Origin of the sequence: Acidovorax radicis N35 (assembly GCF_000204195.1) — a bacterium.
GTDB lineage: Bacteria > Pseudomonadota > Gammaproteobacteria > Burkholderiales > Burkholderiaceae_C > Acidovorax > Acidovorax radicis.
In genome coordinates, this window is sequence record NZ_AFBG01000006.1 from 214,176 (window position 1) to 227,210 (window position 13,035).

The 13,035-nt window shown below is 66.4% G+C and carries 9 protein-coding genes; 7 read left to right on the plus strand and 2 right to left on the minus strand.

Features of this window, described 5'->3' with window-relative positions:
• Positions 1-9: 9 nt before the first annotated feature.
• Genes ARADN35_RS0102275 through ARADN35_RS0102290 form a run of 4 tightly spaced genes read left to right on the plus strand, consistent with a single transcriptional unit; the run spans position 10 to position 3,907 of the window.
• Positions 10-1,089 (plus strand): NAD(P)/FAD-dependent oxidoreductase, encoded by a 1,080-nt coding sequence (locus ARADN35_RS0102275; RefSeq protein ID WP_010458547.1) that lies wholly within the window; start codon positions 10-12, stop codon positions 1,087-1,089.
• Entirely contained in the window at positions 1,086-2,066 is a 981-nt protein-coding gene (gene gluQRS, locus ARADN35_RS0102280) for a tRNA glutamyl-Q(34) synthetase GluQRS (RefSeq protein ID WP_010458548.1), read from the plus strand. The genes ARADN35_RS0102275 and gluQRS overlap by 4 nt, the downstream gene beginning before the upstream one ends.
• Positions 2,063-2,821 carry a tRNA (guanosine(46)-N7)-methyltransferase TrmB gene (gene trmB / locus ARADN35_RS0102285; RefSeq protein WP_010458549.1) on the plus strand — a complete coding sequence of 253 codons (759 nt, stop codon included), beginning with the start codon at positions 2,063-2,065 and terminating at the stop codon, positions 2,819-2,821. Before gluQRS ends, trmB begins: the two co-directional genes overlap by 4 nt.
• A gap of 33 nt (positions 2,822-2,854) precedes the next feature.
• Positions 2,855-3,907: a GGDEF domain-containing protein gene (locus ARADN35_RS0102290; RefSeq protein WP_010458550.1), complete on the plus strand. Its 1,053-nt coding sequence runs from the start codon at positions 2,855-2,857 to the stop codon at positions 3,905-3,907.
• Between the two features lie 63 nt (positions 3,908-3,970).
• On the opposite strand, the gene ARADN35_RS0102295 is transcribed toward ARADN35_RS0102290, so the two are convergent.
• Both ARADN35_RS0102295 and alaS read right to left on the minus strand, forming a co-directional pair.
• Positions 3,971-6,958: an HD domain-containing phosphohydrolase gene (locus tag ARADN35_RS0102295; RefSeq protein ID WP_010458551.1), complete on the minus strand. Its 2,988-nt coding sequence runs from the start codon at positions 6,956-6,958 to the stop codon at positions 3,971-3,973.
• Between the two features lie 139 nt (positions 6,959-7,097).
• Complete coding sequence (gene alaS, locus ARADN35_RS0102300) at positions 7,098-9,725, minus strand: alanine--tRNA ligase (protein WP_010458553.1); 2,628 nt, start codon at positions 9,723-9,725, stop codon at positions 7,098-7,100.
• A 255-nt stretch (positions 9,726-9,980) separates the two neighbouring features.
• Here alaS and ARADN35_RS0102305 point away from each other — a divergent pair, with 255 nt between their 5' ends.
• From ARADN35_RS0102305 to ARADN35_RS0102315, 3 genes are read left to right on the plus strand one after another with little or no spacing between them, the layout of a single operon-like run.
• A complete protein-coding gene (locus ARADN35_RS0102305; protein ID WP_010458555.1) occupies positions 9,981-10,898 on the plus strand; it encodes a dihydrodipicolinate synthase family protein in 918 nt (305 codons plus the stop codon).
• Positions 10,899-10,932: 34 nt separating this feature from the next.
• Positions 10,933-11,868, plus strand: coding sequence for a 4-hydroxyproline epimerase (locus ARADN35_RS0102310; protein WP_010458556.1), 936 nt, complete (start codon positions 10,933-10,935; stop codon positions 11,866-11,868).
• A 31-nt stretch (positions 11,869-11,899) separates the two neighbouring features.
• Positions 11,900-13,015 carry an NAD(P)/FAD-dependent oxidoreductase gene (locus ARADN35_RS0102315; RefSeq protein ID WP_010458559.1) on the plus strand — a complete coding sequence of 372 codons (1,116 nt, stop codon included), beginning with the start codon at positions 11,900-11,902 and terminating at the stop codon, positions 13,013-13,015.
• Positions 13,016-13,035: the final 20 nt, after the last annotated feature.

Genomic DNA, 13,035 nt, shown 5'->3' on the forward strand with positions numbered 1-13,035 from the left:
AGCGCCCCCATGCCTGCAGCCCCTGCGGCACCCACCGCGCGCTCCGGCAAGCCCCAGCGCCATTTCGCCATCATCGGCGCCGGCGTGGCTGGCATAGCCTGCGCACGCACCCTGGTGCAGGCCGGGCACCGCGTGACGGTGTTCGAGAAATCCTCCCAGGCCGGCGGCCGCACCGCCACCATCGACTCCCCTTTTGGCAACTTTGACGCTGGCGCCCAGTACTTCACCGTGCGCGACCCGCGCTTTGCCCGCGCCATCGACACCGTGCCCGGCATCTGCAAGCGCTGGAGCGCCAATTCCGTGCAGGTGCTCGACGCCGCAGGGCGTGTGGCTGCCGCGGGCCTGCCCCACCGCGAAGCGCACTGGGTGGCCAGCCCGGGCATGCAGTCCCTCGTGGGCGCCTGGGCCGAGCCGCTGCTGCAGGCCGGCCAGCTCATCACCCACACCCGTGTCACGGCCATCGAGCCTGATTCCCTGAATGCCCCCGGCTGGCAACTGCGCACCGAGGGACCTGCGGGTGCCCAGCGTGTCTATGCCGGGTTCGACGCGGTGTTGCTGGCCCAGCCTTCGGTGCCCGCACAGGCCCTGCTGGCCAGCTCCGCAGTGGACACCCCGTTGACCGATGCCCTCTCCAAGGTGGCCATTGCCCCGTGCTGGACGCTCATGCTGGCCTACCCGCACGCAGTGCGCCCCGGCCTGACCACGCTGGGTCCGCAGTGGAACGCCGCGCGCAGCACGCACCACCGCATTGCCTGGCTGGCGCGCGAGTCGTCCAAGCCCGGCCGCAACGTCGTGGAGCGCTGGACGGTGCAGGCCAGCCCTGCCTGGTCGGCCGAACACCTGGAAGACGACGAAGCCCGCGTGCAGGCCAAGCTCATCAAGGCCTTTGCCGAAGTCACGGGCATCCGTGCCACCCCCGCGCATGCCGACACGCGCCGCTGGCGCTATGCGCAGACGACCCACCCACTGGGCAAGAGCCACCTGTGGGACGCCACCATGGGCCTGGGCGCCTGTGGCGACTGGTGCCTGGGCCACCGGGTGGAAGATGCCTTCGTGTCGGGACTCGAACTGGCACTCGCCGTGGCATGACGGAGGACGGCGCGGCCACCGGGGCCCGCTACATCGGACGGTTTGCGCCCTCGCCCACGGGTCCGCTGCACGCGGGCTCGCTGGTGGCGGCGCTGGCCAGCTGGCTGGACGCACGGGCCCAGCAAGGGCAATGGCTCGTGCGCATGGAAGATGTGGACGCGCCGCGCTGCGTGCCGGGTGCAGACGAATTCATCCTGCAGCAGCTGGCCACCTGCGGCCTGGTGCCCGACGCCCCTCCCCAATGGCAATCCGCCCGCAGCCCGCTCTACCAGCGGGCCCTGGACCAATTGGTGGCCCAGGGCCACGCCTACCCCTGCGCCTGCTCGCGCAAGGACATCGAAGACGCCCATGCCGCGCAGGGCCACACCCGCGAGCGACATGCCGCACTGCCCTACCCGGGCACCTGCCGCCAGGGGCTGCAGGGCCGCGCCGGACGTTCGTGGCGGTTCAACGCCACAGATTTCAAGCAAAAACAGGCCCTTGCGCTTTATGGCCATGCGCTGACAGCTACAAATACTGCAGCAAATCACCTGCTGCAATGGCACGACCGCCGACTGGGCGAACAACACCAGGATGTCACGCAGGCCGTGGGGGATTTCATCCTGCGCCGGGCCGACGGGCTCTGGGCCTATCAGTTGGCGGTGGTGGTGGACGACGCCGACCAGGGCATCACCGACGTGGTGCGCGGCGAAGACCTGGCAGACAACACCCCGCGCCAGATCCTGCTGCAGCAGGCCCTGGGCGTGCCCACGCCCCGCTACCTGCACACGCCGCTGGTATGTGGCGACAACGGCGAAAAACTCTCCAAGCAGAACGGCGCACGCGCGCTGGACCTGGCCGACCCGCTGCAGGCCCTGGCCAGCGCCGCGCAGGTGCTGGGCCTGCCACCACTGCCAAATCCACACATTCGTTGCATCTCGGACGCGCTAACCCTGTGGGTCGCAGCGTGGCGACGAAACTACAATGGCGCACCGTGACCGAACTGACCACCGCTTCTGCCCCCACCGCTGCGCCCGCTGCAGCCCCCGCGACCACACCTGGCGGGGCTCCCGCTGGCGTGACCCATCCCAAAACCATCAAGAGCTTCGTGCGCCGTGCTGGCCGCACCACCACCGGCCAGGCCAAGGCCTTTGAAGACCTGGGCCCCCGCTTTGTGCTGCCCTATGTGCCCGCGCCGCTCGATGCCACCGCTGCCTTTGGTCGCACGGCCCCGCTGATTCTTGAAATCGGCTTTGGCATGGGCGAGGCCACGGCCCACATCGCCCGTGTGCGCCCTGGTGACAACTTCCTGTGCTGCGAGGTGCATGAGCCCGGCGTGGGCGCGCTGCTCAAACGCATTGGCGAGCAGGAGCTGACCAACATCCGCATCCTGCAGCACGATGCCGTGGAGGTGATCGACCACATGTTGCCCGAGGGCAGCTTCGATGGTGTGCACATCTTCTTCCCCGACCCCTGGCACAAGACCAAACACAACAAGCGCCGCCTGATCCAGTCCCCCCTTGTGGCCAAGCTGGCCGCCCGCCTCAAGCCCGGCGGCTACCTGCACTGCGCCACCGACTGGCAGCCGTATGCCGAGCAGATGCTGCAGGTGCTGGGCGCCGAACCCCTGCTGCAGAACACCGCCACAGGCTTTGCCCCACAGCCCGACTACCGGCCCCTGACCAAGTTCGAGAACCGTGGCCTGCGGCTGGGGCACGGCGTGTGGGATGTTGTGTTCCTACGACGACATTGACAACCAGCCCCCACTGCTCCACCGTACACCCCAATGAAGCCCATTCTCCAGAACCTGGTCGAAATGACTGGCCACCGCGACCACTTGCGGTTGGAGGTGTCGGTGCTGTCCACGCTGCAAACGCTCAGCAGCATTGTTGAAGTGCGTGCGCTGGAGCTGTTCACAGACGGTGGCGTGCCCCATGTGCGCCCCCGCAGCTGGGTTGAGGACGGGCAACTGGTGTCCACCGATTCCGAAGCCGCCGCAGACCCCCGCCGCGAGACACTGGACAAATACCCCGCCCTGCGCGATTGCATTGCCAACCACGGCGACAGTGCCCTGGCATCGCCCCGCCGGGGCCGCCATGTGCTCTGGCTGCCGGTGTGGATGCATGACAAGGTCAACACCTGCCTGGAGATCACGCAGTCCCGCTCTTTCTCGGCGCACAAGCTGGAAGTGCTCAAGGGCGTGTTTCAGGTTTACCAGAACTACCAGAGCCTGCTCGACTACAGTGAACGCGACGCCCTCACGGGCCTGTTCAACCGCAAGACCTTCGACGAACAGTTCTCGCGCCACGCGCTGAACGGTCTGGCCAGTGGCCGCTCGGGCACCGTGACCGAATCGATCGCCCCCGAAGAAGGCTCGCTGCCCGGGGAGCCGGTGCAGCAATGGCTGGCCGTGGTGGACATCGACCACTTCAAGCTGGTCAACGACCGCTTCGGCCATTTGTATGGCGACGAAGTGCTGATCCTGATTGCCAACATCCTGCGCAGCTCGTTCCGCAGCCACGACCGCATCTTCCGCTTTGGCGGCGAAGAATTTGTGGTGCTGCTGCGCTCCACCACACTGAGCACGGCGCACCGGGTGTTCAACCGCTTTCGGCTTGCGGTGCAGGAATACCACTTTCCGCAGGTCGGCCAGGTCACCGTCAGCCTGGGCTTTGTCAGCACCAACCGGGGCTCGCCCGTGGAGATTCTGGGCCAGGCCGACCAGGCGCTTTACTACGCCAAGGAACACGGCCGCAATCAGGTCTGTTTTTATGACGACCTGGTGGCCAGCGGGCAACTGGCCGCCAAAGTGGCCAACGACGACGTCGAGCTGTTCTGAACGCCCCCTCCGGGCGAGGGCGCCCGCCTCGGAACGAGGCAGCGGTCGTCCACGCTCAGCGCATCAGCCCAGCGATTCCAGAATCGCATCCACGTCCACCGCATCCCGCTGCGCAGCCGGCAGAAACTGCTCCGCATACTCCCGCCAGACCCCGCTGCACAGGAAGAAGCGAAACACCTCGGCATCGATGTGGCGCTCTCGCACCATGTGGCCCATGATCTTGAGCGATTCGGACAGTGTCTTGGGCGGCTTGTAGGGCCGGTCTGACGCCGTCAGCGCCTCGAAGATATCGGCCAGCGTCATCACGCGGTCTGCCAGCGTCAGCTCCGAAGCCTTCAGGCGCCGGGGATAGCCTGTGCCGTCCAGCTTTTCGTGGTGCGAGCCCGCAATCGACGGCACCCGCGCCAGGTGCGGCGGGAACGGCAGGCCGCTGAGCATGACGATGGTCTGAACAATGTGGTCGTTGATCTTGAAACGGTCTTCTGCGGTGAGGGTCCCGCGCTGGATCGACAGGTTGTGCAACTCGCCCAGGTGGGCTTCCTGCGGGGGCAGCACCATGTCAAAACCCCAGAGATTGGCCGGGTTGCCGACCTCCACGGGCGGCTTGCGGGCACCCCAGCGCACGATGTGCTCTGGCCGGTCCGCCAGCAGGGGTTCGTTGGCGGGCAAGGGGCGCACCGGCACGGGGGCCAGCCGCATCTTCTCGGCCGCCGACAGGCCCAGCCGGTCGTCAAAATGCCGCTGCCACACCTGCCGCCCGATGGTGGTCAGCCGCTGGATGTCGGCATCTGCCATGAATTCGCCACCCACATTGCTGCGGGCCACGAAGGCAAACTCTTCCTGCAGCCGGTCGCGCCGCTGCAAAAGCTCACGCTGCAGCCGCACCGGGTCCACGCCGGACACGTACTGCTTCCAGTAATCCAGCTCCGCATCGCGCCACAGCACTTCAAAGCGCATGCGCACCTCGTGGATGCGGTTGTAGAGCGCCTCCAGCTTGGTGGCCTTGTCGATGATGTGCTCGGGGCTGGTGACCTTGCCGCAGTCGTGCAGCCAGGCGCCCAGGCGGAATTCATAGCGCTCGGCATCGGTCATGGCCACCGGGGCAAACGGCCCCTCCTCGGCCTCGCACATGCGCTGCATCAGGGACTCCGCCAGCTGGGGCACCCGCTCGCAGTGCCCGCCGGTGTAGGGACTCTTGGCGTCGATCGCGTCGGCCAGCAGACGGATGACGGCGTCGAACAGCTTCTTTTGCCCTTCGATCAGGCTGCGCGTCTCGATGGCCACCGACAGCGTGCCCGAGAGCTTCTCGACAAACGCCCGAAAGTGAACATCGTCCTGCTGCTGGTCCGCACGGTAACGGAGCACCAGCAGGCCCAGTGGCTGGCCGTCACGCGTGCGCAACTGCACGCGCAGCACGCGCTGGGGGGTGGTCTGGTCGTCGTCTTCATGCCGGTCGCCGTCCTGCGGCTCGGCAGGGTTGATGAAAAACACCATGGGTAGGTGCTCCGGGTAGCGCGACTGCTGCTCAGGGTCTTCGCAGTACCGCGCCGTGCGCAGCAGGCCCGCGCGCTGCGCCTCCACCAGGTACACCGCACCGCCAGTGCAGCTGGTGGCGCGCACCAGTTCGTAGAGCACGCTCGACAGCATGAGATCCATGCGCGACTCGGCGCTGATGTGGTGCGTGATGTGCAGGAACTCCTGGATGGTGTCGGACATACGGTCCATCACCTGGCCCAGCGCACGCACCTCGCGGACCGGCGACATGCGGCGTTGTGCCGGCCGCCGGAAATCAAACCGCGCCAACGCCTGCGCCTGCGTGGCCAACCCCGACAGGCTGCGCCCCACACGCCTCCCGGCCAGCCATCCAAAGGGCAGCATCAGCGCAATGAGCCCCAGGGACAGCCACACCTGGCGCTGCAGGTTTTCGTTCACATCCGCCAGCAGCTCCCGGGTGGGGATGGCCATCAGGATGTGCAGCCCCTCCCAGCGCTGCGACTTGAGTGGCATGACCTTGGCCAGCCACTCCTCGCCACCCGCCACAAAGCGGCGCGAAGGCCCCTCCTTCACCCCGAAACTACGCAGGGCCTGCAGGCTGGGCACCCCCAGACCGTCGAGCGTGCGCAGCTTGAGGCTGGGCTGGTCGCCGTCACGCACCAGCACGCGGGACATGTCCGGGTAGGCCAGCACGCGTTGGTCCTGGTCCACCACGGCGATCTCGGTGCGCGGCATCAGTCGCAACTCGCCAATCTCCCGGCCCAGGTCGGTGAGCGCCACATCCAGGCCGATCACGGCGCGGCCGTCCTCGCTGGGCTGGCTCAGCGTGATGCCCACCTCCTGCGTGGTGAAGAACACATAGGGTGCGGTGAGGACCTGCGCGTTCTTTTCGGCTGCCTCGGCATACCAGGGGCGGGACCGGGGGTCATATCGGTAGCCGGGGCGCACGGCGGAATCGAGCAGGTGCAGTTGTGCGTCGTAGTAGTTCCACCGTCCGACCAGGCCTGCTGGCCCCGCCGCGCTGCGCTCGCGCGCCATCGATTGCACCAGGAACGCAGCCTCCGCAGGCGCCTCCAGCCGCGCACGGAGCGCGGCGTTGCGCAGCGGGCGCATGAGCAAAAATTGCCCATCGGAATAGCCGATGAAGACCGCCGACAGCAACGGGTTCTGCTCCAGCAGACGCACAAACACCGGCAGGCGACGCAGCCGCGCCGGGAGGGTGGTGGCCGAAGCAATGGGATCAAACGCCAGCAACCGGATCGTGGCATCCGCCGGGTCCACGATGTGGTGCACCCGTTCGCTGATCAACAGGCTGATGTGCTGCGCACTGTCGTCCGACGCGGCGATGATGGCCTGCCGGGCGCCGGTGCCCACCTGGTACACCAGCAGCACCGTAAGCAGCAGCATGGCAGACACCACCACCGACGCAATCACCACTTCGAACGGAACGGTGATGCGCCGCCACCAGGGCAACTCGGCAGCCCCCGGATCAGACGAGCTCGGCCGGGTGCCATGGGCAGGCACCGGCTCTTGCGGGCTTTCGCGCAGGGGGTCCATGCGCTTGAATGTAGGGGGAAAGCCGGTTTTCCGTCATCCCCTTTTTGGCAGACAAGGCCACCAGCACGTCAGTCACACCACAGCGGCCTGCGCCACTGTGACCCTGTGACGACCCGAACGTGTTTACGTTCTCAGGGGATCAGCCCAGTTGTTGCGTGACCCAGCCCGTCACCGAGGCCAGCGCCGCTGGCAGCTTGGAGGCATCGGTGCCGCCGGCCATGGCCATGTCGGGCTTGCCGCCGCCCTTGCCGCCCACTTGCTGGGCCACAAAGTTGACCAGTTCGCCGGCCTTGACCTTGCCCACGCTGTCGGCGGTGACGCCTGCAGCGATCTGCACCTTATCGCCGTCCACGGCGGCCAGCACGATGGCAGCGGTTTTGAGCTTGTCTTTGAGCTTGTCCATGGTGTCGCGCAGTGTCTTGGCGTCGGCGCCAGGCAGCGCGGCGGCCAGGACCTTCAGGCCCTTCACATCCACGGCCTGGTTCACCAGCTCATCGCCCTGGTTGGAGGCCAGCTTGCCCTTCAGGGCCGCCACTTCCTTTTCGAGCGCGCGGGCATTGTCCAGCGCCTGGCTGATGCGGCCGTTGAGTTCGGCCACCGGCGCCTTGAGGGTGCTGGCGGCCTGGTTCACGGTGTCTTCCAGGTTCTGCAGATAGGCCAGCGCGTTCGCGCCCGTCACGGCCTCGATGCGGCGGATGCCCGCGGCCACGCCGCCCTCACCCACCACCTTGAACAGGCCGATGTCACCGGTGCGCTGCACGTGGGTGCCGCCACACAGCTCGCGGCTGGTGCCGATGTCGAGCACGCGCACGGTTTCGCCGTACTTCTCGCCAAACAGCATCATGGCGCCGGTCTTCTGGGCCGATTCGATGTCCATCACACGGGCCTGCGTGGGCTGGTTGGACAGGATTTCTTCGTTCACGCGGCGTTCGATCTCGCGGATTTCAGCCGCGGTGACGGCACCGTTGTGTGTGAAGTCAAACCGCGTGCGGTCGGCATTCACCAGGCTGCCCTTTTGCTGCACATGGCTGCCCAGCACTTCGCGCAACGCCTTGTGCATGATGTGCGTGACCGAGTGGTTGCGCACGGTGGCTGCGCGCACGGCGGTGTTCACCTGGGCCTGCACCGTGTCGCCCACGTTCAGCGTGCCCTCTTCCAGCGTGCCGTGGTGGCCAAACACATCGGCCTTGATCTTGAGCGTGTCGCCCACTGCAAAGCGGGCGGAGCCACTGGTGATGGTGCCTTCGTCACCTACCTGGCCGCCGCTTTCGGCGTAGAACGGGGTGGTGTCCAGCACCACCACACCGTTTTGACCAGCCTTTAGGGCTGCAGCGTTTGTCCCATCCACGTAGATAGCTATGATTTTTGCAGTCTCAGCCAGATTTTCATAGCCGGTGAACTGGTTGGCTGCACCGGTGTACTCCAGCGCCTTGTCCATCTTGAACTTGCCGGCTGCGCGGGCCTGGGCCTTCTGCTTTTCCATGGCGGTCTTGAAGCCTGCCTCGTCCACTTCCACGTCGCGCTCGCGGCACACGTCGTTGGTCAGGTCGAGCGGGAAACCATAGGTATCGTGCAGCTTGAACGCCACGTCGCCGGGCAGCACCTTGGCGCCGCCATCCAGTGCCGTGTCCAGAATTTCCATGCCGTTGGCCAGCGTTTCGAAGAAGCGCTCTTCTTCCACCTTGAGCACCTCGGTGATGCGCTGCTCCTGCTCGCGCAGGGATGGGTAGGCATCGCCCATCACACGCACCAGATCGGCCACCAGCTTGTGGAAGAACGGGGTCTTCTTGCCCAGCTTGTACCCGTGGCGGATGGCACGGCGCACGATGCGGCGCTGCACGTAGCCGCGGCCTTCGTTGCTCGGAATCACGCCGTCGCTCACCAAAAACGCGGTGGCGCGGATGTGGTCGGCGATCACGCGCAGGCTCTTGTTGTTCAGGTCGGCCACACCGGTCTCGCGGCCAGCGGCCTTGATCAGCGCATCGAACAGGTCGATCTCATAGTTGCTGTGCACGTGCTGCAGGATGGCGGCCAGGCGCTCCAGGCCCATGCCGGTGTCCACGCAGGGTGCGGGCAGCGGGGTCACGGCGCCGGTCTCGTCCATGTTGAACTGCATGAACACGTTGTTCCAGATCTCGATGAAGCGGTCGCCGTCTTCATCGGGGCTGCCGGGGGGGCCACCGGCAATGTGCGGGCCGTGGTCGTAGAAGATTTCGCTGCACGGGCCGCAGGGGCCGGTGTCGGCCATCATCCAGAAGTTGTCGGACTTGTAGCGGCCACCCTTGTTGTCGCCAATGCGGATCACGCGCTCGGGTGGCAAGCCGATTTCCTTGGTCCAGATGTCGTAGGCCTCGTCGTCTTCCTGGTAGACCGTGGCCAGCAGACGCTCTGGCGGCAGCTTGTAGACCTCGGTCAGCAGCTCCCAGGCCCACTTGAGCGATTCGCGCTTGAAGTAGTCGCCAAACGACCAGTTGCCCAGCATTTCAAAGAAGGTGTGGTGGCGCGCTGTGTAGCCCACGTTTTCCAGGTCGTTGTGCTTACCGCCCGCACGCAGGCAGGCCTGAACCGACACCGCGCGGTTGTACGAGCGCTTGTCGGTGCCCAGGAACACGTCCTTGAACTGCACCATGCCCGAGTTGGTGAACATCAGCGTGGGGTCGTTGCCGGGCACCAGGGGGCTTGATGCCACCACGGTGTGGCCCTTGGAGACGAAGAAGTCCAGGAAGGACTTGCGGATGTCAGCGACAGAAAAAGTGGGAGTGCTCATGGTGTTGTGGAGTGGTTGCACGCAGCAGGCAGGCCGCAGGACCCGCGCCTGCGCGCTGCCTGTCGCTGCCCCTATGGGGACCAACCTTTCATTATAGGTTTGCAGTCTGGCGGTCCGTGGCGGGAGGGCGACAGGGCGGGGATAGACGCCTCCACTCCATGCGCCAACGGGTGCGGAAAAATCCGCTTGCGCGCTTTAAATATCTTGTTAATATATTAATAACTTCAACCCGACCACCGATCCAAGGAGTCCCTCGTGAACCCACAACCCCGCTGGCAAGGCATCTTCCCCGCCATCACCACCAAGTTCCACGCCGACGAGTCCATCGACGCCGAGGGCACAGCCCGCCACATCGACTTTCAGATCCGCAACGGCATCCACGGGCTGGTCACCTGCGGTTCTCTCGGCGAGGCCAGCACCCTCACGCTGGAAGAAAAGCTCCAGGTTGCCAAGATCGCCCTCGAAGCCGCTGACGGCCGCGTGCCCGTACTCGCCAACGTGTCCGAAACAAGCACCCGCGAGGCCCTGCGCTACATCGACGGTGGCAACAAGCTGGGCGTGGCCGGCTACATGGTCATGCCCTCGGTGATCTACGTGGCCGACGCCCGCGAGGCCATGGCCAATGTGCGCGCCATGGCGGGTGCCGCCCAGCGCCCCCTGATGGTCTACAACAACCCTGTGGCCTACCGCGTGGACCTGAAACCCGAGCACATGGTGGAGCTGGCCGACTGCGAGTGGATCGCCGCCATCAAGGAAAGCACCGGCGACATCCGCCGCATCACCGACCTGCGCAACACCGTGGGTGACCGCTACCAGCTCTTCCTGGGCGTGGACGACCTGGCTTACGAAGGCCTGGCCCTGGGCTGCGACGGCCTGCTGGCCGGCGTGGGCTGCGCCTTCCCGCGCGAAACCGTGGCGCTGTACGACCTGATGAAAGCGGGCAAATTTGCCGAGGCGCTGCCGCTCTACCAGTGGATGACGCCCATGCTGCACCTGGATGTGTCCAACAAGCTCGTGCAGAACCTCAAGCTCATCGACGCACTGGTGGGTGTGGGCACCGAACACATGCGCCGCCCCCGCCTGCCCCTGGTGGGCGAAGAACGTGCGTTTGTGGAGAGTGTGGTGCGCAAGGCCCTGGCCACGCGCCCTACAAAATACCAGTCTGTCGCCTGAGACACTGAGCGCCCTACTTCACCACCAGAGCACCATGCAACGCATCCACGTGATCGACTCCCACACCGGTGGCGAGCCCACCCGGCTTGTCATCGACGGTTTTCCAGACCTGGGCACCGGCACCATAGCCGAGCGGCGTGCGCTGCTGGCCGAGCGCCACGATGCCTGGCGGGCCGCCACCGTGCTGGAGCCGCGTGGCAGCGACGTGGTGGTGGGGGCCCTTCTGTGTGCGCCACAAGACCCGGCCAACGCGGCGGGTGTGATCTTCTTCAACAACAGCGGCTACCTGGGCATGTGTGGCCACGGCACCATCGGGCTGATTGCATCGCTCGCCTACCTGGGCCGCATCACGCCCGGTGAGCACCGCATCGAGACACCCGTGGGCACCGTCACCACCACCCTGCACGCCGATGGATCGGTCAGCGTGCGCAACGTGCCCGCCTACCGGCTGCACCACGCATTGGCCATCGAGGTGCCCGGCTACGGCCGCGTGGTGGGTGATGTGGCCTGGGGCGGCAACTGGTTCTTCCTGATCTCAGACCACGGCCAGCGTGTAGCCAGTGACAACCTGGAGGCGTTGATGGCCTACAGCTGCGCCGTGCAGCAAGCCCTCAAAGACCAGGGCATTCGAGGCGACAACGGCGGCGAGATTGACCACATCGAGCTGTTTACTGACGACGACCAGGCCGACAGCCGTAACTATGTGCTGTGTCCCGGCAAGGCCTATGACCGCTCGCCCTGTGGCACGGGCACCAGCGCCAAGGTAGCCTGCCTGGCGGCCGATGGCAAGCTGGCACCGGGCGCACTCTGGCGCCAAGCCAGCATCATCGGCAGCCAGTTCGAGGCCAGCTACACGCTGCAGGACGATGGCAAGGTCATTCCCACCTTGCGGGGCCGCGCGCACATGAGCGCCGATGCCACACTGCTCATCGAAGACAGCGACCCCTTTGGCTGGGGAATCCGGCTGTAATCCGCAGCTCGCTCCGAAACACACGCTCGCCATGCAACACACCGACGTTCTCGTCATTGGCGCTGGCATCGTGGGTGCCGCCTGCGCCCATGAGCTGGTGTTGGCAGGGCTGTCGGTGCGTGTCATCGATGCGCGCCTCGGCGGTGCCACGGCGGCGGGCATGGGCCATCTGGTGGTGATGGATGACAACCCTGCCGAACTGGCGCTGAGCCAGACATCGCTGGACCTCTGGCACGCCTGGGCGCCCCACATGGACGCGGGCTGCGCGTTCACCCCTTGCGGCACGCTCTGGCTCGCTGCCAACGATGCCGAACTGCAGGCTGCGCATGACAAACGCACCACCTTGCAAGCGCATGGCATCGCCTGCGAGATGCTCGACGCCGCCGCCCTGGCCCGCGCAGAACCCGCACTGCGCCCCGGTTTGGCGGCCGCGCTCAAGGTGCAGGGCGACAGCGCGGTCTATGCCCCGCGCGCAGCCCAGTGGCTGCTGGACCAGGCCGCAGCCCACGGGCGCCTTGTGTTGGAGCAAGCTGAAGCCCTGCAGATCGACGGCCACACGGTCACTCTGCGCGATGGCAGCCAACGCAGCGCAGGCGCCATCGTGGTGGCCAGTGGCATCCACGCCCCACGGCTGTGCCCCGGCCTGCCGCTGCGCCCCAAGAAGGGCCACCTTGTCATCACCGACCGCTACCCGGGCACCGTCCACCACCAACTGGTGGAGCTGGGCTACATCACCAGCGCCCACCACAGCGATGGCACCTCGGTGGCCTTCAACGTGCAGCCCCGGCCCACGGGGCAGCTGCTGATCGGCTCGTCGCGCGAGTTCGACACCACCGACCCCGCTGTCAACAACGCTGTGATGGCGCGCATGCTGCAGCGTGCGCTCGACTACCTGCCCGGCCTGGCCGACCTCAACGCCATTCGCACCTGGACCGGCTTTCGCGCCGCCACGCCCGACAGCCTGCCCCTGATTGGCGCGCACCCCGAACACCCGCACCTGTGGCTGGCCGTGGGACATGAAGGACTGGGGGTGACCACCGCCCCGGCCACCGCGCAGTTGCTGGCGGCCCAGATCGCAGGGGGCACCCCGGCGATCGACCCCACGCCCTATGCACCTGCACGCTTTGCAGGCCTGGGCACACCATGACCCCATCCAGAACACCCGCC